The organism is Streptosporangium sp. NPDC000396 (genome assembly GCF_042898655.1).
In the GTDB taxonomy this organism is placed as follows: Bacteria; Actinomycetota; Actinomycetes; order Streptosporangiales; family Streptosporangiaceae; genus Streptosporangium.
Genome location: NZ_JBIAZA010000011.1, coordinates 244,801 through 265,732 on the forward strand (window position 1 = coordinate 244,801; position 20,932 = coordinate 265,732).

Below are 20,932 nucleotides of genomic sequence, written 5' to 3' on the forward strand. Positions count from 1 at the left end.
ACACCGGCACGGCGGTGACGTCATAAGCCCAGGGCACGCGGCAGGAATTGCTGACGCTGGTCAGCGGCGGCGCGGGGATGGCCGTGGTGGGCAACCAGGCCACGCGGTATCACGCCCGGCCGGACATCGTCTACGTGCCCATCTCCGACCTGCCGCCGATCGAGTACGGGCCGGTCTGGCCGGTCGGTGGCCAGACCAGCAGGGTGCGTTCGTTCATCACGCTCCTCCGCGCGGAACTCGATCGCTAACCCAGGAGTTGGCGATCGTTTCGGATCTCGTCGTTGTTGCAGGTAGGTGAGCTGCTGAGGATGGAGACATGGCAACGACGAAGGAAAACATCATGACGAACCCCATCCCCGAGGAGTACAAGGGCGGCGTTCCCTACCTCAACGTGCACGACGCCAAGGCGGCCATCGACTTCTACAAGAAGGCCTTCGGCGCGGAGGTGAGCATCGAGATCCCACGCCAGGGAGACAAGATCGCACACGCCGAGTTCCGGATTGGTGACGCGGTCTTCATGCTGCGCGACGAATACCCCGAATACCACTTCCGCAGCCCGAAGACGATCGGCGGTACACCGGTCAACCTGCTGGTCTTCGTGCCGGACATCGAGACGTTCGCCGAGCGGGCCATAGCTGCGGGAGCGCGCGTCATCCGGCCGGTGGAGATGCAGTTCCATGGCGATCTTCAGGTCGAACTGGAGGACCCCTTCGGTCACTCCTGGTTCTTCACCAGCCGGGTCGCCGACATGAACGCGGAGGAGTTGAAGGAGACCGCGTCGGCCGCGAACCTCTGAACCGGCCAAGCCACTGCTTGCTGTACGTGAGACAGTCCCCGGCGGGAACCGCGGGGGCCAAGGAGCGAACATGCGAGTTCTTGTCGCAGAGGCCACGGAGTGATCGGTGACCGGTCGGTTCCGCTACTGACCTCCGCCGGCATCACTGCCTCGTTCGCTGCCCGCACCCTTCCTGACGGCCGCCACACCCGCCCGGACGAGCCCGCCGATGGCAACGCCAACCTGGGAAACGACGAGGTCCCGTCCGATCGAGCCGATCGGACGGGACCTCGTCAATTACCTTCAGGCCGTCTTGAGAACGGTCCTCTGTGGGGTGTTCACGAGTGGCCTTGACTTGCGATGAAGTAGAGGCTGGAAGATCGCTTCCCGAGATGACGTTGATCGTTTCCCGGATTCGACGTAGCGTCCATCAGTGCTTGCGGGTGATGATCGCCGCGGCCAGGATGGTCACGACGGCCAGATCCAGGGCCATTCTGGCCATGTCGAGGGTGATCCAGAGGCCCACCCCGGGAAGGGTCGCACCCTGCGTCCAGCCGAGTACGGTGGGCGCGAAGTACAGGTAGGTGGTCAGGCGCTGCAGGTAGTAGACGGTGGCGGCGGCCAGCAGCAGCCGGCGCTGCCGGGGACGGTGCCAGGCCAGGGCCATGGCCGCAGGCATGAGCAGCCACTCCACCAGCGGGTTGAGCACCATGTACAGTCCGGTCGCGCCGCCGGAGGCGGGCGATTGCATCAGGCCGAGATATGCCTCGGGGGTCGGGTACATCACATGCTGGGCCAGCCCGGCGCCGAAGGTGAGCGTGACAACCAGCATCGCGGTGAGTGCAGGGAGGTCGGCGGCCCGGGTGTCGCGCAGCCGGAGCAGGGGGCGGGCCAGCAGGGCGGCCAAGCCGGCCCACAGCAGGCCGGTGGCCGCGCCGATGCCCACGATGGGGGCGGAGCCGGCTGCCAGGCCGCCGAGGGCTCCCAGGGTCACGGCCAGTGGGGCGGCGAGCAGCATCGGCTTGCGGGAGGTGGGGTGGGTGAGCGTCGCCATAGCGCTTCCTCTCGGCTGTCATGTATCTTGATATTCAAGGCATATTCATCTTGATTGTCGAGAGGCTTGAATGTCAAGAGATTCTTGGGAAGACCTCCGCCGCATGGTCGGCGAGGAGATGCAAGCGCTGCAGGCGGCCGTCGACGCCTACGACGAGGCCGCGGCACGATCGCTCGGCATCAACCGCACCGACCTGCGTTGCCTGGAGCTGCTCACCCAGCACACCACGCTGACCCCCAGCCGCCTGGGCGTCGAACTCGGCCTGACCACCGGCAGCGTCACCACCATGCTCGACCGGCTGGAACGGCTGGACTATCTGACCCGCTCTCCCGACCCCACCGACCGCCGCAAGACCCTCATCCAGATCACCGACTCCGCCCGGCAGCGGACCTGGGGCCTCTACGAACCGTTCGTCATTGAAGGCGACGCGCTCATGAAGGACTACACCAGCGCCGACCTGGAACTCCTCGCCGGGTTCCTGCGCCGCAACCGCGAGCTCTACGAACGCCACCTGGCCCGGGCACGATCACGCCCTTGATCGTCTTGTCGGGAAGCCCTGGCCCACGCCGACCACAGGTGGGGGCGCGATGCGGTGGGGGCGCTCCGCGGGCCACCGCACGGGGGTGATCAAGGGAGGCGGAAACGTCCCGGTCGAGGGATGCGGCGCCCTGGAGGGCAATGGACGGGACTGCGGAGCCATATGGATCTTCCGCTCGGTAGCGACTGCCGGCGCTCCGCCACTTACAGTGTGGAGTTGCAGGGTTGACATCGCCGTACCCAGCGACGCGAACGTGGATCTCCACCAGCGGCCTGACACCACCCAGGCCTTCCCGGACACCTGCTCTGCAGCTCCCGAACCAGGAGGAACCCGATTCGGAAACCCTGAAACGACAAGATCCCGCCTGATCTCGATGATCAGACGGGATCCCGTCGACTTCAGTCCAGCCGTTTCAAGAACGGCCCTTCTGTGGAGCTATGGGGATTCGAACCCCAGACCTCCTCCATGCCATGGAGGCGCGCTACCAGCTGCGCCATAGCCCCTTGCGATGCAGATGAAATCTTAGCCGACTTCGGACACTCCGCGCGCCATCGTGCCGGGGCATCGTCCCCGCCCGGATCATGTCACGCCGGGAAGTGCCGTGATAGGCCTCATGGCCGCCGGACGCTTTGCGGGATGTCACGACCGGCCCGGCAGGGCAGCCCGCCGGGCGGGGTGAACGGCATGGACGGAGGCGCGGGAGATCCCCTAGCCGACGACGGTGTGCATGACCAGCTCGGAGCCGTCGCCGGACAGCTCCAGGGTGGCGGTGACCGAGCCGAGCTGGGAGGTGCGCGACAGGTGGGTGCCACCGCAGGGGATGGCGACCTCTCCCTCGGGCAGGCCGCAGTGCCAGGTACGGCGGGCGATCAGCTCGGGACTCGGGCTGTCGATCCAGACCGGGACGTCGGCCGCGATCCACTCCTTGAGCCGCTCGTTGACCCGCTGGGCGATCCCCGGCAGGTCCTCCGCCAGCCCCTCGGTGGTGAAGCCCTTGCGGCGCAGGGACTTGCCCAGGCGATAGACGTCTTTGCTGCCGTCGGGCAGGATCCGCGAGGAGGTGATGGCCGTCTGGTCGAAGTCGGGGTGACCCAGCCCGTCGGCGGGGACCTCCTTGCGCCAGCGGCCGGCGAGCGCCGCGTTGAGCGCGAGCGCGGTGAGGTGGCAGGCGGTGTGCCCGGCCGACAGCGCTCGGCGGCTCTCCGCGTTCACCGCCAGCTCGACCTCCCGGTCCGGCACCGGAGCCTCGGTGACGTGGACGACCAGCCAGCTCCAGCCGGGGGTGCCCCGGCGCACCGGGATGTCCTCACCGAGGTGGACGGTTTCCCCGCCGTCCTCCACGGCCCCGGTCACGCAGTCGACCACGTCCAGCCCGCCGATCGTGCCCACGTCGGCGGGCTGGTCGGGCCAGGTGTGGTCCAGCGGATGGAACGGGGTCTCGGCCACGATGGTCCCGTGCCGATCCCCCACCGGAACGGTGCCCACGACCGTCGAACGTCCTCGAACCTCTCCTGCCGGATAGCTGACAAGTGTCGATCCACCGATTTCCATGCCCTCATCATGCCAGTACGGCTTGCACCGCCCCCGAGGAGGCGCAAGCCGTACCAGAACGAGGTGTCAGCCGGCGAGGGACCGCTCGTCCTCCAGGTAACGGGCGCGACCCGCGTACCAGCCGGTCGCGAACTGCACCCCGATCACCGCGAACAGGAGCAGGAACGGCAGCGTCCAGCCACCGGTCGACTCGTGCATCACGCCGACGATCAGGGGCCCGGCACCCGCGATGAGGTATCCCGCGCTCTGCCCGAAGGCGGACAGCGCGGCGGTGGCCTCCGGGGTGCGAGTACGCAGCGCGAGCATGGTGAGCGCGAGCGGGAAGGACCCCATCCCGATGCCGACCAGGATCGCGAACGCCCAGGCCACGGCGGCCGGAGCCAGCCAGAGGCCGAGGAAGCCGGCCACGTAGAAGGCCACGAACGCCGCCACCACGGGCCGCTGGTCGGAGAACTTCGAAGCGACCCAGGGCACGACCATCGAGACCGGGATGCCGATCGCGGTGAAAACGCCCAGCACCAGCCCGGCCTGTCCGGGGGTGTAACCACCGTCGGTGAGAATCTTGGGCAGGAAGCCGAACATGATGTAGGCCACCATGCTCTGCGTGCCGAAGTAGACGGCGACCGACCACGCCAGCTTGCTCCGGACCAGGGCTCGGGTTCCGAGCGCCCTGCTGTCCGCGTCCCGCTCCGGCTCACTGCGCGACAGCGCAAGCCACGGAATGGCGGCGACGGCGGCCAACGCCGCCCACACCCCGAGGGCAACGTGCCAGTTGCCGTCGGCGGCCCGCTCGATGGGCACGGTCGCGGCGGCCGCGAGCATCGTGCCCACCGCGAGGGCGGTGGTGTAGACGGTGGTCATGGTCCCGGCCCGGCCCGGGAAGTGACGCTTGATCAGCGTGGGGATGAGCACGTTGCCCACGGCACCGCCCGACAGCGCCAGGGCGCTGCTGAGCAGGAAAACCTCCGCCGAGTCCACCATCGCTCGGGTCAGCAGGCCGCTGCCGAGGGTGATCAGGGCGAGCAGCAGCAACCGGTGCTCACCCACTTTCCTGGCCAGCGCGGGCGTCACCGCGCCGACCGAAGCGAAGATGAGCACGGGAAGCGTGGTGAGGAGTCCGACCCCGACCCCGGACATGCCCAGTCCGGAGGAGATGCGATCGAGGACCGGTCCCACGCTGGTCACCGCGGTGCGCAGGTTCACCGCGGCGAGAACGATTCCCAGCACGAGCAGCCAGGCCAGGGGCCCGGTCGATCCACCAGTGCGGCCCCGTGTCTCTTGGGTTAGCACGCTCATGCGGGGTTCAATCCTCCTCGGTTGCTTCGTCCAATCATGGGATGATTGGCTGACTCAACTTTAACAGGAGCGAAAGCTTCCTTTGTTCCTGTCTCAGCGAACCCCTGACAAGGTGAAAACCAGGCCACGCTTCCACTTACAGGGCGTGACCTGGTTTCTTGCGGCTACAGCCGCGGGTGTCAGACGAGCGGTCCCGGGGCGGGCGGCGGTTCCTCGCCGGGGCGCCGGCCGACCGGCGGAAGCGGGCCGCTGCCGGGCGGGGGCAGCGGGGACTCCGGCGGATATTCCTGCCCGACGGTGCGCGGAGGCGCCGGCTCGTCGAAGCCGGCCCGTCCCGTGCCGCCGAGATGTCCCGCGTCCGGGTCCAGGCCGCCGTGGCCTGTCCCCGTCCCGCGATCTTGCGGACCGGGCACGTCTCCGCGCCAGCCGCCGGTCTCGCCGCCGCGCGCCTCGATGAACGCCTTGAAACGTTCCAGGTCACCGCGGACTCGCAGGCGGACCATCTGCAGCCAGTCACCGACCGTCTCGACGAAGCCTTCTGGGGCACCCACCATCATGCCTAGTGAGGGGACTGCCGGGTTTACCCGGCGGGGGAATCGCTTCCCTGCTACGGTTTCTCTGTTCGAAACGGTCAGGGCTTGGCCGTCGCCTACCTCTTCCGAGGGAAGCGAGAAGCTGCTCTCTTCAGGGAGCGGAGGAGTCACGAATTCGGGAAAGCTCTCGAACTGGGTCCACTGGTTGTACGCCGTCCGGGTCAGGACGTTCACATCGACGGATGTTCGATCGTGCTCACAGCTCTGCCTCCCTCTGCGGGTTCGGGGGCAGAGCTGCCCGATGCGCTCCGGGCCTAACTATCTGCGCCGCAAAAGCCAGTAAAGGCCCAGAACCGGCAGGACGAGCGGAATGAACACGTAGCCGCTGCCGTAGCCGGACCAGACCGTGGCTCGCGGGAAGGCCTCGGGGTCCACCATGCTCAGCGTGCCGATGACGAGCACCCCGGCCAGCTCGATGCCGCAGGCGGCCAGCGCCAGCCGCCGATCGCCCCGAGCCAGCGCCACGGTGAGCACGATGTAGACCGCCGCGGCGAACGCCGACAGCGAATAGGCCAGCGGGGCCTCCCCGAACCGGGTCGCGATCTGCACGGCCGCGCGCGACCCGGCGGCGAGGGCGAACACCCCGTAGACCGCGACCAACGCGCGTCCCGGCCCCGTGCCGATCGCCGGCTCGCTCATGCCGTTCCCTGCCAGATCTGCAGCAGCCGCCCGACCATGACGCAGACGGCGAAGCTCCCCACCGCGATCACGACCGCCCCCCAGCGCGAGCGCTCGGCGAGCCCGAGGAACGCCGCGGCCGGCGGGATCACCAGGGTGCCTGCGAGATAACCGATGAGGGTGGCCGTCTCGTCCGGCCCCTCACCTCGGATCATCCCGGCGATCACGAACCCCGCCTGGACGAGCAGTCCGAGCTCCAGCACCCCGAGCGCGACGAGCAGGACGGTTCCCATCGCCCGGTTTCGCACGGCGGTCACGACGGCGATCAGAACGATCACCAACGACAGCGTGATCAGGCCGGTCGCGAGCGGGCCGATCATCGGAGCATCACAGGGGCGGCGGACATGACCAGTAGCGTACTGCCCGGCCCACTCGCCCTCCCCTCCACCGCGCATAGGCTGAACGGGTGGAGAGAGTTCTGGTCAGTGCCTGCTTGATGGGACGCAAGGTCCGTTACGACGGAGCCGCCAAGACGAGCGGCGACGCGCTGCTGGCCACCTGGCGGGAGGAGGGGCGACTCGTCCCGTTCTGCCCGGAAGTCGAGGGCGGGTTGCCCATCCCCCGCCCGGCCGCCGAGATCGAGGGTGGCGCCGGGGGCTCGGCTGTGCTCGCGGGAGCCGCCCGGGTCCTGGCCGCCGACGGGAGCGACGTCACGAACGCCTTCCTCGCGGGGGCCCAGTCGGCGCTCGCCACCGCCCGTTCCTTCGGCGTCAATGTGGCGATCCTGAAGGAGGGCAGCCCCTCCTGCGGAAGCCTGACCATCTACGACGGCACCTTCCGCGGCCGTCGCATGCCCGGCATCGGCGTCACCACCGCCCTGCTCGAACTGCACGGCATCGCGGTGTTCGACGAGGATCACATCGCCGATGCCGGAGTGCGGCTACGCGAGCTCGAAGAGGGCTAGGGAGCGCGACCGGCGCAGGCGGGGTCGCTCCAGGCGACCCACCCCCTGGGCGGCCTGCCGCTTCCCGCCATGACCCAGCCCTGCGGGCGCGACGGCCAGGACTCCGTGGCCTCCCGTCCGTCCGGCCACGGGACGACCACCGTGCACGTCCCGGGCGGCGGGGACTCGCGGGTCACGTCGAACCGCCTGATCTCCGTCCACCAGACGTGATACGCCAGGGAAATCCGCGCTCTCCAGTCCACTCCGCGTTCCACGGCCACACCGCCCCCGTGCAGCGGGGGAATCCAGCCTCCTCCCGTGGGCGTGGAGCTCTGCCCGGCGAGGACAGCGGCGAAAAGCACGTTCACCACGGCGAGGGCCGCGCTCAGCAGCGGGACGCGAAACCGGGACAGCACGGACACGGCGAAACAGGCGAGCAGGCCGGCGGCCGCGGCCGACGCGCCCATCATGTTCAGCGCGTCGTATCTCCCGGTCAGGAACGAGGTTTCCGGAAAGTCGAAGGCGACGAAGTTGTAGCGCCGGATCCGGTCCCCGGCGTACAGCGCGGCCGCGGTCCCGGTGACGGCCAGAAGCACGGCGGAGGCGAGGGCGTGGCGTGCCGCCGTCTTCCCGGACGTCCGGGCCAGTACGGCGAGGCCCGCCAGCGCCCAGGCGATCGCCACGCAGGCCAGGTAGCGCCCGTAGACGTAGTTGCCCACTCGCTGCTCGTCCGGCAGCGCGGCCGAGGAGGCGTAGGCGATTCCGGCGGTGGTGACCAGGAGGGCCGTCGCGGCGACCCGGAGCCTCAGCGGGGCCCGGCGCCGCACCACGGCGGCGACCCCCGCCGCCAGGCCCGCCCCGGCCAGCCCCCAGGTGCTCACGACCAGGTACCACAGCTGGCCGAGGGCCCCGCTGAGCGCCCGCAGCTGACCGTCGAAGCTGGTCACCCGGGTCCGCAGCAGACCGGTCAGGTCACGTATCCCGTCGGGGTAAAGGGCCGCCTGCAGTTCGGCGTTGAGCACGTATCCGGCCGTTCCCGTCATGACCGCGACGGCCACGGCCACGAGCCCGGCCTTGCGGGGCACCTTCCGGCCGGCCACCAGGAGCACCGACATCGCCAGATGGACAACGAAGATCACCGTGCCCCGCAGATGAACCGCGAAGCCGTACCCGGCCAGGACGCTCGCCAGGACACCGCTCGCCGCGGCCCCCGATCGCACGAAGGCGTCCAGGGCGAGAAGCCAGGCCAGGACCAGCGTCGGCAGGACGGCGTCGGCCAGCGCGAACTGCCCGAAGAACACCGTCGCCGGCAGCAGCGTCGCCACGAAGGCCAGCGCGCAGGTCGCGCCCGAGCCGGAGCCGAGGCGGCGCAGGGCCAGATAACCGAGTGGGAAGAGCGCGGCGCCCACCACCGCGCCGACCCCGACGACGAGGCGGTAGGCCAGCGCGGGGTCATGGGTGAACCAGAAGGCAGGGGTCAGTAGCAGCGGATATCCGCCCTGGTAAAAGGTGCTTCCCGACATGTCTCCCCCCGCTCCGCCGGCCAGCCATCGGGCCGCCAGCAGATATCCGGTCTCATCGGGGTTCGCCACGGGCCCGGTCCGCCACCGGGCCAGCCAGAGTCGCAGGAGGAGATGGACGACCCATCCGGCGGCCAGCACCCACCCGATCCGGGAGGCCGGGGCCTTCTGAACTGTCTCGGCACCGGGCGGCGTCGGTCGCGTGGTCGTGAGTGTCATGGAGGAGAGACTCGGGCGGGGTTTCGACCGAACCATGATTGAAATGTCTTGGATTCATGACATTTCGGCCGTCCACATTGGGATGGCGACAACAATGACCGAATGGCCAGCATCGTGTTCGTCGAAGACGATCCCCTCGTCCGGGCGTCCGTGGAATTCGCCCTCTCCCGCCAGGGGCACAACGTGACCGCGCGCGCCACCGGCGAAGAAGGGCTTGAATGCATCCGCGCGCGGCGTCCCGAGATCGCGGTCCTCGACGTCATGCTGCCCGGAATCGACGGGATCGAGGTCTGCCGCAGGATCCGGCGCGCCGACACCCTGCCGGTCATCCTGCTCACCGCGCGCGGCGATGATCTCGACGTGGTCCTGGGCCTGGAGGCGGGCGCGGACGACTACGTCATCAAGCCGATCGAACCGCGTGTCCTCGACGCCCGGATCCGAGCCGTGCTGCGGCGGGTGGAGACCACCCACGGCGACGTGTCGACCTACGGGGACCTGGTCGTCGACAGGGGGGCGCTGAAGGTGACCCGCAACGGGCAGGATCTGCGGCTCACCCCCACTGAGCTGCGCCTGCTGCTGGCCCTCACCCGGCGCCCCGGCATGGCCATGACCCGCCAGCAGCTCCTCGGCGAGGTGTGGGAGCTCACCTATCCCGGGGACTCGCGGCTCGTCGACGCGTGCGTCCAGCGCATCAGGGCGAAGATCGACGACGAACCGTCACGACCCGGCTACATCGAGACCGTTCGCGGCTTCGGCTACCGGTTCACCACTCCATGATCACCGTACGGCGGGCAGGCCTGCGCCTGCGGCTGATCACCGGGTTCGTGCTGGTGGCCGTGCTGTCGTCGCTGACGGCCTCGGGCATCGCCTACTACCTCCTCCAGCGGTCCATCATGGAACGCGTCCAGACGAACGCGATCGAGGACTTCAAGAACGCCCTCGGCCAGTCCATCCCCCCTGACATGCCGCGGTTCGACTACGACTTCGGCAGCCGTGCCGCCGTGGAGTTCGCGTCGCAGCTGAAGTCGGTGCTGAGCGTCCAGGGCCGCCACGACGTCAAGCTGGCGGAGGTCCGGGATAACAACGTTCGCTTCTTTCCCGACATAGATGTCCGCTACGGCGTGGAGATCCCCCGCGACTTCGCGACGGCCGCCAGGAACAACACCGTCTACCGGCGCGTGGAGCATCGCGGCGCGCCGTACCTGCTGGTCGGCGCCCAAGTGTACGCCCAGAGCGACCAAGGCGCGTTTCGCACCACCCCGATCATGGGCTTCGTGATCGTGAGCCTGAGCCGTGAGGCCGCGGACCTGAGCACGCTCACCACGGCGCTGGTGGTCGCGAACGCGGTGACGCTCGCCGTCGCCGTCGTCATCGCCCTTTTCGCGGCAAGACGGGTGCTGGAGCCCGTGCGCAGGCTCGGCCGGGCCGCACGCGACCTCGGCGACGGGCAGCTCGACACCCGCGCCGACGTGGTCGGCGACGACGAACTGGCCGACCTCGCACGGACGTTCAACCGGACGGCCGGGGCACTGGAGGACAGCATCGCCGAACTGCGTGCCATGGAGGCCTCCTCCCGGAGGTTCGTGGCGGACGTCTCCCACGAACTGCGCACCCCGCTCACCGCGGTGACGGCGCTCGCCGACACCCTCGCCGACGAAAACATCTCCGCCGCCGACCGCGACAGGGCGGGATCTCTCGTCACCGAAGGAATCTGGCGCCTGCGCAACCTCGTGGAGCATCTGATCGAGATCAGCCGCCACGACTCCGGGACCGCGACCCTGGTCCCGGACGACGTCAAGGTGGCCGAGGCGGTCGCGGCGTGCCTGGCGGCGCGGGGCTGGACCGGCCAGGTCGAGGTGGAGGGGGCCGACGATCTGATGGCGCGGCTCGACCCCCGGCGGTTCGACGTGATCCTCGCCAACCTCGTCGGGAACGCGCTACGGCACGGCGCGCCACCGGTGCGGGTGCGCTGGGAACCCGAGACCGTGGAGGGAGTGCCCGGTATGACGTTGACCGTGACCGATCACGGGCCCGGCATCCCCACGTGGCTGCTGCCGCTGGTGTTCGACCGTCTGGTCAAACTGGACCGGGCCCGTGCCAGCAGCGAGGGCAGCGGGCTGGGACTCTCCATCGCCCGTGCCAACGCCGAGCTGCACGGCGGCACGGTCACCGCCGCGAACCCCCTCTCCGGAGGAACCGTGTTCACCGTGTGGCTCCCCCTGGAAGGACAGGAATGAGACGGCACCCGATGAGCTGCCTGATCGCGCTGATCACGCTCGCGGCGGGGTGCGGCATCCAGCCGACGGACACCATCACCGCGGGAGATCCGCCCGTGGCGCAGGCATCGTCCCGGACCAACGTCGTGTTCTTCGTGAAGGATGACAAGTTGGTCAAGGTCACCCGCCCCGGCCTGCCCAACGTTCGGGATCTCGCCATGCAGCAGTTGCTCGACGGACCGTCCACGGCCGAGCGGGAGAGCGGTGTCACCTCTCCTATCGGGACTGACTCCTATGTCACTCTTGAGATCACCCGTGAAGGCGACGACATGATGACCCTGACAAGGGAGCAACCAGCGAAAGGGCTGGCGCTCCTCCAGCTGGTGTGCACCGCCGACGCCATCCCCGGCATCAAGCGCGTCAAGGTGACCAACTGGGCGGGAGACAAAGTGGAATTCCACACGTGCAAGGACCTCGCGTCCTGACCGGCGGCGCGGCCCGTCCACGGGGCGAAGGCCCCTCGGCGGGGATGCCCCGCCGGGACGGGACCCCCTGGCGGGTGGCCTGTGCCCGGCGAAGCGCCGAAGCCCGTTGACCTCTGGTCATGAAGGATTCTCGGTCGCGTCCGAGGCGTGTCAGCCCTTGCCGGCGGGCGGAGTGCCAGGGCAGGCGGTGTCGCGGGCGGGCATGACGCCGTCGGTCAGATAGCGGTTGACGACGTCGTCGATGCAGGCGTTCCGAGGGGCGAAGAGTCCCCCGTACACGGTGTGGCGGAAGGCTCCGCGCAGGGTGACCAGGTGGGAGCCGGCCAGGGCCCGGTGCGCAGCCTGCTGGCCCGGGTAGACGGCCGCCGGGTCGCCGGTGGCACCCACCATCAGGACCGGGACGTTGTTGCGGACCCGGGTGGGAGGCTCGGCGGGATCGGCCGGCCAGAACGAGCAGGGGGTGAGATTGCGGGTCAGCGGGCCGAACACGGGCTCGTCGGCGCGGTGGGCCTGGATGTCGCGGTAGTAGGCCTCGGAGTCGCGGGACGCGGCCCGGTCCGCGCACTGGATCGCGGTCTGGACGCTGGCGGTTCCATCCGCGTCCGGAGCGGACAGGCCGGTGAGAACCTGCTCCAGGACCGGGGTGGGGGTGACCTTGACGCCGCGGGCGGCGTCGCTCAGAACCCGGACGTCGGCGGCGAAGCTGGCGTAGGTCTCGTCGCTGTCCCCCGCGGTGACGTTCCACAGGAGCTGGGGCAGCACGCGGCTGTCGACCTCGTGGCCGCCGACCTTGATCGGGCCGCGGTTGACGGTCTGGTTGATCCGGTTCACGGCGGCCAGGACCTGGGCGGTGGTGGAACCCAGGCGGTAGCGGTCGTGATGGCGGGCCGCCCAGGCCGCCCAGTGCTCCAGGGCCGCGGCCACGGCCGGCCCCTGCGTGCTTGTCAGGTCGGGGCCGAACAGGTCGGGGTTCAGGGCGCTGTCGAGCACGACCCGGTCGGCGCGGCGGGGGAACAGCTGCAGGTAGACCTCGCCCAGGTAGGTGCCGTACGACGAGCCGAGGTAGGACAGCTTCGGCTCGCCGAGGGCGGCCCTGATCACGTCCATGTCGCGGGCGGTGTTGCGGGTGGAGGCGTGGGGCAGCACATCCCGGTGGGCCGCGCAGCGAGACGCCAGATCCTTGGCCAGGGCCGCGCTCTGCTCGAAGGTGCGCCGGTCCGGGCCTGCGGAGCCGACGGCGACGCTGGGCCACCCGCAGTTCAGGGGGGTGCTGCGCCCGACGAACCGAGGGTCCATCCCGATCAGGTCGTAGCGGGCCGCGACCTCGGGCGCGGCCCGCTTGACCTGGAGCGTGAGATACATCGCGGGAACACCGGGACCACCGGGGTTGTACAGCAGGGCCCCCCGCCTGCGTCCGGGATCGGTGGCTTTCAGCCGTGACATCGCGACCTTGACGGTCCGCCCGCCCGGACGGCTGTAATCCAGTGGCACGGTGACCTCGGCGCACTGGGCGTTCGCCTCGTCCAGCTCTTTGCCGGTCGTGTCGTCCGGGCCGGTCTGGCAGCGATGCCAGTCGATCTTCTGCTGCCGGAACCGGGCCGGTCCGCCGTCCGGGACGTGACCGCCGGCGTCTGCCCAGGTCGTCCCGGCCGCCGGCGGCACGCCGAGTACGGCGGTGCCCGCAAGCGCCGCCACCGCGGCTCCGGCCACGGCCATCCTTCGTCCACGCATCGGATTTCCCTCTCGTAACTGTCTCGGACATGACTGATCGCGGCGCACGGGCGGCTTCTCGGCGCCCTGAACGATCCGCGGGGATCGCGGGCCGCACCGTCACGGGGTACGAAGCTAGGGCGCACGGCCGGCCCGGCGCGTCAGCCCCCGGTCGGGTTTTCCGGAGCCGCCGAGTGATCTCCCTCCCGCCTCTGAGGCTGCCGACCACCGCACCTCTGACCAGCCGGTTCTTCCTGGCGGGGCCTCGCCGGGCACCTCTCCGGGGAAATCCGCGTACGACTTCAGGCTGACGCGGGCCGGTCGGCCGGGCCGTCCGCGCGCTTGCCGCCTGCCTGCGGGAGCCGACTATGGTGACGCCATGAGCCGGGCTCACCGTCTTCCGTCTGTGGGCGGCGGCCCCGGCCGGGGCCGCGACGCCCTGGAAACGACAGGACGTGTGATGACCGGTGGGGCGGTGACCATGACGGAGACGGCGCGACCGGTGCGCTCCCTGCTCCGGGCGGGATCCCGGCTCCCGCCGGTGGCGCTCGACGCGTTGCTGGCGGTCGCGCTCTTTTTCGTGACCGTCGGCCTCAACGGCGAGGTCTACCAAGGCCCCCCTGTCCCCCTGATCCTCTACGTGGCCCTGTCCGCACCGCTGGTGTGGCGGCGCCGCGCGCCCCTGACGGTGTTCTGCGCGGTGGCGGCCGCGGCCTTCGTCCAGTGGCTCATCGGCCTCCAGCTGCTGACCGATGTGGCGCTGCTGGTCGCCCTGTACACGGTGGCCGCGCACTCCACCTGGCGCCGCACGCTCATGGCCGGAGCCATCCTCGAAACCGGCGTCCTGCTGGCTTCCGCGCGCTGGGCGGCACCCCACGGCGCGTTCCTCAACTCGGCCGTCTTCCTGACCACCGTGGCCGTCGCCGTCGCCGTCATCGGCGTGAACACCCGGATCAGGCGCGCCTACCTCGCATCTCTGGAGGACCGGGCGGTTCGCCTGGAACGTGAACGCGACCAGCAGGCCAAGCTCGCGGTGGCGGATGAACGGGCCCGCATCTCCCGCGAGATGCACGACGTCGTCACCCACAACCTGTCCGTCATGGTGGCGCTCGCCGACGGCGCGGTCTTCGCGCAGGACCGCTCACCCGGCAAGGCGACCGCCGCCATGCGCCAGATCTCCGGAACCGGACGTCAGGCCCTCACCGACATGCGGCGTTTCCTGGGCCTCCTGCGGGCCGACGAGCCGGACGCGCTGCGCCACCCGATGCCCGGCATCGCACAGCTGGGGTCCCTCACCGACCAGATGCGGGCAGCCGGGCTTCCGACCCGCCTCGACCTGGAAGGCGATCCCATCCATGTCCCCGCCGCCGCGCAGCTCACCGTCTACCGACTGGTTCAGGAAGCCTTGACCAACGCCCTCAAGCACACAACGCCCGGCACTCGGGCCGAGGTCCGGGTGCGCTGCGCGCCCGAGGCCGTCACCCTCGACGTCACCGATGACGGCCGCCCCGCGCGTACCGCCGGCCCCTCGTCCGGGCACGGCATCCCCGGCATGCGCGAGCGCGTGGCCGTGTACGGCGGGACCTTGGAAGCCGGCCCGCTCCCGGGCGGAGGCTGGCGGGTCTCGGCACGCCTCGACCTCAGCATGGCCGGGGAGGGAGCCGCATGACGATCCGCGTCCTGCTCGTCGACGACGAGCCGCTGCTCCGCATGGCGTTCACCATGGTCCTGGAGGCCCAGCCGGACATGGAGGCGGTCGGCGAGGCCGGGGACGGCGCCGAAGCCGTACGCCTCGCGCGGCAGCTGCGCCCCGACCTCGTCCTGATGGACGTACGGATGCCCGGCACCGACGGGATCGAGGCGACCCGTCGGATCACCCGGAGCTGCCGGCAGACCCGGGTCCTCATCCTCACCACTTTCGACCTCGACGAATACGCCTTCGCCGGGCTCAAGGCCGGCGCGTCCGGTTTCCTCCTCAAGAACGCCCTGCCCGAGGAACTGCTCGCGGCGATCCGGAACATCGCCGCGGGCGACGCGGTGGTCTCCCCGCGGATCACCCGCCGCCTGCTGGAGAACTTCGCCCACCAGCTTCCCAGCGGCGACGTCCCGGCGAGTGACGAGCGGCTGCAACGGCTCACTCCCCGCGAGCGAGAAGTTCTCATCGAGGTGGCCCGCGGCCTGTCCAACACCGAGATCGCCGCCGGCCTGCACCTCTCGGAGGCCACCGTGAAGACGCATCTGGGCCGGATCCTGCTGAAATTGGAGCTGCGTGACCGGGTGCAGGCCGTGGTCTTCGCCTATGAGAACCGGCTCATGCGCCCGGCATAGCGATTGACCGGTCGTGAGGAAGGCTCGGGAGCTAGATATACCAGTAGGCCCATGGGGCCTACCTGGAATCGAACCAGGTTGAGAAGGAAGCCCTCGAATGGCCTCACGACCGGGGCGAGGAAAGCGGGAAGCCTAGAAGATCAAGTGAAAGCTTGAGAAGGAAGCCCTCCCATGGCCTCGCGGTGTTCACCGTATCAGGCGGGGATCAGTTCGTGCAGTGTCGCGGGCGTGTACACCCGCGACCCCGGCGGGAGGTCGGCCGGAGCCTCCAGCCCGATGTAGGTGACGTGCGCCGCTGAAGAGCTTTTCGTGCGCAGCAGGTCGGCCAGGTAGCGGACCCGCAGGTAGTCGCGTTCCACGATCGAGCGCACCAGCAGGGAGGCGGTGACCCGGTTGCCCTCCACCTGGTTGAAACCGGGATGCCCCTTCAGATAAAGATGCAGCCATTTCGCCCGCCATCCGCCGTCGTCGCCGCGGAGGAAGACGAGCGGCAGGGCGATCCGGCCGGATCCTCGCAGATCGGACTTCATACGCACGGTGCGCGGTTCGAACGGCCTGCCTTCCTGCGCGGCGTCCCTCGTCATGTAGCCGAAGAACGCCTCGGCGGCCTCGTCGAACGGCTCCCCGGAGTAGATGTTGACCTGGGGAATGATGATCGGCCGGGTCGCGTCGGCGAGACGGATGTTGATGAACTCCGACGCGCCGTGGGGAGCCTCGGTAAGGTCGCCGGAGTACTCGGTGAAGCCGTTGCCGTAGTTCGTCCACGAGATCTGCATCGCACCGCCGTACGAATCGTCGAGCATGAGCGCGGACAGGTCGTAGTCGGTGCGCCGCTCGGCCTGGCGCCAGTGGACGAAGAACCTGAGCAGCTCGCCGTCCACCGTGGAGAGGGAGCCGCGGGGCAGCACGCCGAGTCCGGGCGAGACGGCCTTGCCCGACAGCGGCAGGGCGACGTCGAGCACGTCGGGGTCGACGATCAGCTCGCCGGTGTCGGGAAGGCGGCGGATGATCTCCTCGTCCAGAACGGCCAGCGCCCGCGACAGGACCTTCTCCTCCAGCGGCGAGCGCGAGTCGGGTGTCGCCCATGCCCTCCCGTGCCGGTTGGTGAAGACGCGGCCGGCGGCGGGGACGAGCCGGTTCTGCAGGTGCTCGCGCAGGGACAGCAGGACACGGCCGGAGGCACCCGCCGCGGCTCTTTCCGCGGCGTCCAGCACGACCGACTCGGAAAGGCCGCTCCGCAGCAGGTGGTCGAGGCGGCGCAGCAGCGCACCGGGGGCGTTCTCCAGCAGCTCGACGGCATCGGCGGTACGGCCCGCCGACAGGGCGGCCTCGACCCGGCTGCCGATGCCGGCGGCCTCGCGCACGCCCCTGGCCACCTCGAAGACGCGGGCGGCGCGGGGGAACTGCGGGTACTCGTGGGGATGCAGGCGCTCGCCGAGCCGCTTCCACTGTTCCCGGTGGCGCGGCACGTCGCCGAGCTTGGCCGGGGAGGCGACCGTGTCCAGGGCCTGCAGGAGGGTGCGGCGCTCGGCGCGGCGGAACGAGCGGAACCTGGTGGGGGTGGTCAGCGTGACATCGCCGCCGGAGCATCCGCAGGCGAGCCGGAGCACGTCGGTCACCGTGTCGACGAGCAGGGGACGGCCGGTGGCCAGCCGTGCCTCGTTGACGACGGCGCGGTTCTCGCGCACGGGGATGCGCTCCGGCTGGTCGGTGCAGAACGAGGCCAGGGAACGCAGCGCCGCCAGGTCCTCGGCGGCCAGTGGCGCCTCGGAGCCCGCCAGCGAGAAGTAGAGCTCGCGCGCCTCCGACTCCAGGCTCCCGCCCAGCTCCAGAACGGTCACCCGATCCCCGGCCAGCGGGATCAGCTCGGCGTGCGCGGCCAGCAGGTCGGCGTAGGTGTGCTGGTAGCGGCCATAGCCCGGCAGGGTCAGCAGGTCGAGCGTCGGCGGCTGGACGCGCGCGGCGGCGACCGGGTCGAGCAGGGCCTCACGCAGCAGGCCGGCCCAGAACTCCAGGGTGTCGGGCACGTTCGCGGGAAAGTCGATGAAGTAGGCGTTGTGCTGGACATGGTCGCCCACCAGGCCACGGATGGTGGCCAGAACCCGCACTCCGAGATCCACCACGGTCTCGCCGCGCAGCCCCGCCAGGCGTTCGAGCAGGGCCGCCGAGCACTTGAAGCCGACGCTCAGCAGCGCGGCGTCGAGTTGGCGGGCAGCCACCTCTCCCCAGCCCTGCGCGGAGTCGGCAGGGGTGTCGACGGGAATGCGCAGCCGCCTGGCGATAACGAGGCTTTCCAGAATGTCCACGAACGGCACTCTATAGCCGGAACACGCCGCGCTCCGCGGATTTTCCGGGCGCGTGATCACCACGTGGACGCCACGCGCAGCCCACGGACCTGTCGCATCCGTGGGAGATGAGGTCCCATGCCCGCCCGGTCGCAGTCGAGGAGGAAGCAGCCAATCATCGTTTTTGCTTATTTCTATTATATCATTAATTTCATGCACTGGCCCTCATTTTGCGCCTCCAGTCATTGATTTCGCAAAAATAAAGAATCTCTGTATATTCGCGGCCATGGTTATAGGGAGCGGTAAATTCGCCACTTCTGGGAATCTGCGGCTGTGGACCGAGCGGTTCGGCGATCCGACGGATCCGGCGGTGCTACTGATCATGGGCACCTCGGCTCAGGGGATCGGCTGGCCGGACGAGATGGTGGAAGCACTCGTCGAAGGGGGCCGGCAGGTGATCCGCTTCGATCATCGTGACACGGGGCGCTCCGACTGCGTCGACTTCGCGACGCGCCCTTACACGCTGGCAGACATGGCCGCCGACGCCGTGGCGGTGCTGGATGCGCACGAGGTCGCCGCGGCGCACGTCGTGGGGGCGTCTCTGGGCGGCGCCATCGGTCAGTGGCTTGCGGTGCATCGCCGTGAGCGCGTGCTGACCCTCACCGCGATCATGACTTCTCCCATGGGCAACAACGCCGGCCCCGCCTGGGCACGGGCCATGGCCGGACAGGCACCCGACCCCGACGAGCTGCCACCGCCCGCGCCGCGATTCCTGCGCCATCTGACGCGCCTGGTGAGCACGCCGGTCACGGCGCGCGAGGAACGCATCGAAGCGGACCTGGAGACCTGGCGTGTGCTCAACGGTGAGGCGTTACCCTTCGACGAGCCCGCCGCGCGACGATATGTCGAGGTCTCCTACGACCGGGCCGGCGACCACGCCGCCGCCGCTCATCACGACCTCGCCGCACGGCGGATGACCGGCGACAGGCTCGCCCCGTTGTCTTCGATCACCGCACCCACCCTGGTCGTCCACGGCACCGACGACCCGCTCCTCCCCCTGCCACATGGTCAGGCCGTCGCCAGGCAAGTGCCCGACGCGCGCCTGCTGACGATCCCCGGCATGGGACACGGATTCTTCTCCCCCGGGCTACCCCGCCAGATCGCCGAGATCGTCCTCGGACACACGTCCACACGCTGACGAGGCCCGCGTGAACAAGCCAGACGGCGAAGAGGGCGGCCTTAAGCGCCGGCTCGCACTTGAGAGCGCACTTCAATCACACCCACCATAAAAGGAGAAGCGATCGCCCCCTCGGATCCATTGTCGACATTCCACGCCGGCAAACACCTGCACCTGTACAGCTGTCGTTCCCGCGCCGATAATCAGGGAGTCGAGCCCATGCGATCCGAGGTCGGCCGGACGTGTCGAGTCACCCGTCGATGACGGAAAAATATCAAGTCGATTTCTTTCTATAGCTAGATAACACCCTATATGTCACCATTCGCAGATGGCCGAATCAAAGGTGAACGCACCGTCGACAGGCGAGGAATCCACCAAGCGGATGGTCATGGCAGGCGCGGTCGGGATCATTCTCCCCGTCGGCCTCCTGGCGTGGGCGGCCCTCATGGCCGCCCTCTTCAGGGACTCTCCGCGATGCGGGCACTACACCGGATGTCTCATATTCCTTGTTGAGACGTGGGTGATCGGGCGCTGGATCGCGATCGTCCTCGCCTGGCCGTTGCTGTATCTCCTGCGAGTACGGCCGACCTGGCCCGTCGCCATCCTGGGCGCCCTCTTCCTGGTGGCGATCTGGCGATTTGCCGAAGCGCTGTCGTCCCTGTGGCCCGTCGCCATCCTGGGTACCCTCTTCCTCATCGTTTTCAGCGGCGTGATCGCCTACCCGCTCGCCGCCCGGCTCACCGTGCCGCACTTCCCCAGGCGGTTGCTCGTCATATGCGTCGCCCTGTTCTTCGCGCTCTACGTTTTCTCCGCCCTGCTCCCCGGCTGACACCGGCCGGCCGCTTTTGCCGTCAGGTCCGCGCCGACCCCGAATTCCCGAGTTGATGTGATTACTGCCGAGTGACAGGTTGAAGCGACAAGGACTGGCGCCGCGAGTCGTGCCGCCCTGAGGTTATGTCATCCAATAGGTATCGATGTGCAAACGTTTCCCGATTTCTGCGTGAAACTGCCATCGCTGTTGCGCTGGAAGAACCGGAGACAGATCAGTTCGCCTTGCGCGAAGTTCCTGCCAATGTTAATGAAGCGGACTGGATCCGGCGTAGTAATGTCGGTCTTCTTCCAGTTGTTCCGGGCGAACACCTCGAAGAATCCGGTCCTCCCGAGGAGTGGTCCGCCTCTCTGCGCTTCGACGAAATCGACGTAGGCGCCGTTCCCCCAAGTGATATTGCATATATCGCCATCGCGGCTACAGGCCCGCTCGGGCACATTGGCCGACGAAGCGCTTGCGGCCGCCAGTGATGCCCCCGCGGGCACCACTGCCGTGGCGATCAACGATGCGCACAGTATGCTCACACGGGCAGTCGACCTGGCCGTTGTCGATTTCATAATCCCCCTTTTCTCCTACATTGCAGCTCTCCCGGGCGTTCATGATCACTTGTCCTGTGTGCATTATTTCTGTACGCGGCAGGCAAAGATGACAACGCTCCGCCGTGAAACTTCGCAATGAACCCAATACCTTGATCGGGATTGGCTTCAGAGAAATGAACATTCGAGTTGGAGCGTACCTCAGTGCCAGCTATCACGCCAGAGTCAGAACTACCAACGGAATTCCGTTGAACCGACG

The 20,932-nt window shown here is 68.9% G+C and carries 21 protein-coding genes and 1 tRNA gene; 11 read left to right on the forward strand and 11 right to left on the reverse strand.

Annotated features, from left to right (window positions below):
* Positions 1-47: 47 nt before the first annotated feature.
* The gene (locus ACFY2X_RS19935; RefSeq protein ID WP_389939949.1) at positions 48-248 is read left to right on the forward strand and encodes a LysR substrate-binding domain-containing protein; all 201 of its coding nucleotides are present in this window, start codon (positions 48-50) and stop codon (positions 246-248) included.
* A gap of 92 nt (positions 249-340) precedes the next feature.
* Positions 341-796, forward strand: a complete 456-nt coding sequence (locus ACFY2X_RS19940) for a VOC family protein (protein ID WP_389939950.1) — start codon at positions 341-343, stop codon at positions 794-796.
* Positions 797-1,205: 409 nt separating this feature from the next.
* Here the strand turns inward: ACFY2X_RS19940 and ACFY2X_RS19945 are convergent, their stop codons facing one another.
* Positions 1,206-1,829 (reverse strand): hypothetical protein, encoded by a 624-nt coding sequence (locus tag ACFY2X_RS19945; protein WP_389939951.1) that lies wholly within the window; start codon positions 1,827-1,829, stop codon positions 1,206-1,208.
* A gap of 70 nt (positions 1,830-1,899) precedes the next feature.
* On the opposite strand from ACFY2X_RS19945, the gene ACFY2X_RS19950 reads away from it, so the two are divergent.
* Complete coding sequence (locus tag ACFY2X_RS19950; RefSeq protein WP_389939952.1) at positions 1,900-2,367, forward strand: MarR family transcriptional regulator; 468 nt, start codon at positions 1,900-1,902, stop codon at positions 2,365-2,367.
* Positions 2,368-2,797: 430 nt separating this feature from the next.
* On the opposite strand, the gene ACFY2X_RS19955 is transcribed toward ACFY2X_RS19950, so the two are convergent.
* The 6 genes from ACFY2X_RS19955 to ACFY2X_RS19980 form a co-directional block, all read right to left on the reverse strand.
* A tRNA-Ala gene (locus ACFY2X_RS19955) sits at positions 2,798-2,870 on the reverse strand.
* Positions 2,871-3,075: 205 nt separating this feature from the next.
* Entirely contained in the window at positions 3,076-3,918 is an 843-nt protein-coding gene (locus tag ACFY2X_RS19960) for a metal-dependent hydrolase (protein WP_389939953.1), read from the reverse strand.
* 66 nt (positions 3,919-3,984) lie between these two features.
* Positions 3,985-5,214: a CynX/NimT family MFS transporter gene (locus ACFY2X_RS19965; protein ID WP_389939954.1), complete on the reverse strand. Its 1,230-nt coding sequence runs from the start codon at positions 5,212-5,214 to the stop codon at positions 3,985-3,987.
* A gap of 179 nt (positions 5,215-5,393) precedes the next feature.
* Positions 5,394-5,771 carry a hypothetical protein gene (locus ACFY2X_RS19970; protein ID WP_389939955.1) on the reverse strand — a complete coding sequence of 126 codons (378 nt, stop codon included), beginning with the start codon at positions 5,769-5,771 and terminating at the stop codon, positions 5,394-5,396.
* 294 nt (positions 5,772-6,065) lie between these two features.
* A complete protein-coding gene (locus ACFY2X_RS19975; protein ID WP_389939956.1) occupies positions 6,066-6,446 on the reverse strand; it encodes a hypothetical protein in 381 nt (126 codons plus the stop codon).
* A complete protein-coding gene (locus tag ACFY2X_RS19980) occupies positions 6,443-6,805 on the reverse strand; it encodes a hypothetical protein (RefSeq protein WP_389939957.1) in 363 nt (120 codons plus the stop codon). Before ACFY2X_RS19980 ends, ACFY2X_RS19975 begins: the two co-directional genes overlap by 4 nt.
* Before the next feature lie 86 nt (positions 6,806-6,891).
* Between ACFY2X_RS19980 and ACFY2X_RS19985 the strand changes: the two genes are divergently transcribed.
* Positions 6,892-7,389, forward strand: a complete 498-nt coding sequence (locus ACFY2X_RS19985; RefSeq protein ID WP_389939958.1) for a DUF523 domain-containing protein — start codon at positions 6,892-6,894, stop codon at positions 7,387-7,389.
* On the opposite strand, the gene ACFY2X_RS19990 is transcribed toward ACFY2X_RS19985, so the two are convergent.
* Positions 7,386-9,107 (reverse strand): hypothetical protein, encoded by a 1,722-nt coding sequence (locus ACFY2X_RS19990; protein ID WP_389939959.1) that lies wholly within the window; start codon positions 9,105-9,107, stop codon positions 7,386-7,388. The two genes, ACFY2X_RS19985 and ACFY2X_RS19990, sit on opposite strands and share 4 nt — an antisense overlap.
* A gap of 102 nt (positions 9,108-9,209) precedes the next feature.
* Between ACFY2X_RS19990 and ACFY2X_RS19995 the strand changes: the two genes are divergently transcribed.
* The 3 genes from ACFY2X_RS19995 to ACFY2X_RS20005 are packed head-to-tail and all read left to right on the forward strand — an operon-like array spanning position 9,210 to position 11,808.
* Positions 9,210-9,884: a response regulator gene (locus ACFY2X_RS19995; protein WP_389939960.1), complete on the forward strand. Its 675-nt coding sequence runs from the start codon at positions 9,210-9,212 to the stop codon at positions 9,882-9,884.
* Positions 9,881-11,344, forward strand: a complete 1,464-nt coding sequence (locus ACFY2X_RS20000; protein WP_389939961.1) for an ATP-binding protein — start codon at positions 9,881-9,883, stop codon at positions 11,342-11,344. Before ACFY2X_RS19995 ends, ACFY2X_RS20000 begins: the two co-directional genes overlap by 4 nt.
* A complete protein-coding gene (locus ACFY2X_RS20005) occupies positions 11,341-11,808 on the forward strand; it encodes a hypothetical protein (protein WP_389939962.1) in 468 nt (155 codons plus the stop codon). The genes ACFY2X_RS20000 and ACFY2X_RS20005 overlap by 4 nt, the downstream gene beginning before the upstream one ends.
* A 150-nt stretch (positions 11,809-11,958) precedes the next feature.
* On the opposite strand, the gene ACFY2X_RS20010 is transcribed toward ACFY2X_RS20005, so the two are convergent.
* Positions 11,959-13,539: an alpha/beta hydrolase gene (locus ACFY2X_RS20010; RefSeq protein WP_389939963.1), complete on the reverse strand. Its 1,581-nt coding sequence runs from the start codon at positions 13,537-13,539 to the stop codon at positions 11,959-11,961.
* Positions 13,540-13,897: 358 nt separating this feature from the next.
* Here ACFY2X_RS20010 and ACFY2X_RS20015 point away from each other — a divergent pair, with 358 nt between their 5' ends.
* Positions 13,898-15,187 (forward strand): sensor histidine kinase, encoded by a 1,290-nt coding sequence (locus tag ACFY2X_RS20015; protein WP_389939964.1) that lies wholly within the window; start codon positions 13,898-13,900, stop codon positions 15,185-15,187.
* Positions 15,184-15,846 carry a response regulator gene (locus ACFY2X_RS20020; protein ID WP_389939965.1) on the forward strand — a complete coding sequence of 221 codons (663 nt, stop codon included), beginning with the start codon at positions 15,184-15,186 and terminating at the stop codon, positions 15,844-15,846. The genes ACFY2X_RS20015 and ACFY2X_RS20020 overlap by 4 nt, the downstream gene beginning before the upstream one ends.
* Before the next feature lie 194 nt (positions 15,847-16,040).
* Here the strand turns inward: ACFY2X_RS20020 and ACFY2X_RS20025 are convergent, their stop codons facing one another.
* Entirely contained in the window at positions 16,041-18,152 is a 2,112-nt protein-coding gene (locus tag ACFY2X_RS20025; protein ID WP_389939966.1) for a hypothetical protein, read from the reverse strand.
* 265 nt (positions 18,153-18,417) lie between these two features.
* On the opposite strand from ACFY2X_RS20025, the gene ACFY2X_RS20030 reads away from it, so the two are divergent.
* Together ACFY2X_RS20030 and ACFY2X_RS20035 are read left to right on the forward strand one after the other, a co-directional pair.
* The gene (locus tag ACFY2X_RS20030) at positions 18,418-19,329 is read left to right on the forward strand and encodes an alpha/beta fold hydrolase (protein WP_389939967.1); all 912 of its coding nucleotides are present in this window, start codon (positions 18,418-18,420) and stop codon (positions 19,327-19,329) included.
* Positions 19,330-19,636: 307 nt separating this feature from the next.
* Positions 19,637-20,137, forward strand: a complete 501-nt coding sequence (locus ACFY2X_RS20035; RefSeq protein ID WP_389939968.1) for a hypothetical protein — start codon at positions 19,637-19,639, stop codon at positions 20,135-20,137.
* 128 nt (positions 20,138-20,265) lie between these two features.
* Here the strand turns inward: ACFY2X_RS20035 and ACFY2X_RS20040 are convergent, their stop codons facing one another.
* Positions 20,266-20,640, reverse strand: coding sequence for a hypothetical protein (locus tag ACFY2X_RS20040; RefSeq protein WP_389939969.1), 375 nt, complete (start codon positions 20,638-20,640; stop codon positions 20,266-20,268).
* Positions 20,641-20,932: the final 292 nt, after the last annotated feature.

What these genes read in the sequence shown, in the direction of transcription:
- ACFY2X_RS19940 (WP_389939950.1), top strand. Translation starts at nt 341, where the DNA reads ATGACGAACCCCATCCCCGAGGAGTACAAGGGCGGCGTTCCCTACCTC.
- ACFY2X_RS19945 (WP_389939951.1), bottom strand. Translation starts at nt 1,829, where the DNA reads ATGGCGACGCTCACCCACCCCACCTCCCGCAAGCCGATGCTGCTCGCC.
- ACFY2X_RS19950 (WP_389939952.1), top strand. Translation starts at nt 1,900, where the DNA reads ATGTCAAGAGATTCTTGGGAAGACCTCCGCCGCATGGTCGGCGAGGAG.
- ACFY2X_RS19960 (WP_389939953.1), bottom strand. Translation starts at nt 3,918, where the DNA reads ATGGAAATCGGTGGATCGACACTTGTCAGCTATCCGGCAGGAGAGGTT.
- ACFY2X_RS19965 (WP_389939954.1), bottom strand. Translation starts at nt 5,214, where the DNA reads ATGAGCGTGCTAACCCAAGAGACACGGGGCCGCACTGGTGGATCGACC.
- ACFY2X_RS19970 (WP_389939955.1), bottom strand. Translation starts at nt 5,771, where the DNA reads ATGATGGTGGGTGCCCCAGAAGGCTTCGTCGAGACGGTCGGTGACTGG.
- ACFY2X_RS19975 (WP_389939956.1), bottom strand. Translation starts at nt 6,446, where the DNA reads ATGAGCGAGCCGGCGATCGGCACGGGGCCGGGACGCGCGTTGGTCGCG.
- ACFY2X_RS19980 (WP_389939957.1), bottom strand. Translation starts at nt 6,805, where the DNA reads ATGATCGGCCCGCTCGCGACCGGCCTGATCACGCTGTCGTTGGTGATC.
- ACFY2X_RS19990 (WP_389939959.1), bottom strand. Translation starts at nt 9,107, where the DNA reads ATGACACTCACGACCACGCGACCGACGCCGCCCGGTGCCGAGACAGTT.
- ACFY2X_RS19995 (WP_389939960.1), top strand. Translation starts at nt 9,210, where the DNA reads ATGGCCAGCATCGTGTTCGTCGAAGACGATCCCCTCGTCCGGGCGTCC.
- ACFY2X_RS20000 (WP_389939961.1), top strand. Translation starts at nt 9,881, where the DNA reads ATGATCACCGTACGGCGGGCAGGCCTGCGCCTGCGGCTGATCACCGGG.
- ACFY2X_RS20005 (WP_389939962.1), top strand. Translation starts at nt 11,341, where the DNA reads ATGAGACGGCACCCGATGAGCTGCCTGATCGCGCTGATCACGCTCGCG.
- ACFY2X_RS20010 (WP_389939963.1), bottom strand. Translation starts at nt 13,539, where the DNA reads ATGCGTGGACGAAGGATGGCCGTGGCCGGAGCCGCGGTGGCGGCGCTT.
- ACFY2X_RS20015 (WP_389939964.1), top strand. Translation starts at nt 13,898, where the DNA reads ATGAGCCGGGCTCACCGTCTTCCGTCTGTGGGCGGCGGCCCCGGCCGG.
- ACFY2X_RS20020 (WP_389939965.1), top strand. Translation starts at nt 15,184, where the DNA reads ATGACGATCCGCGTCCTGCTCGTCGACGACGAGCCGCTGCTCCGCATG.
- ACFY2X_RS20030 (WP_389939967.1), top strand. Translation starts at nt 18,418, where the DNA reads ATGGTTATAGGGAGCGGTAAATTCGCCACTTCTGGGAATCTGCGGCTG.
- ACFY2X_RS20035 (WP_389939968.1), top strand. Translation starts at nt 19,637, where the DNA reads ATGGCCGAATCAAAGGTGAACGCACCGTCGACAGGCGAGGAATCCACC.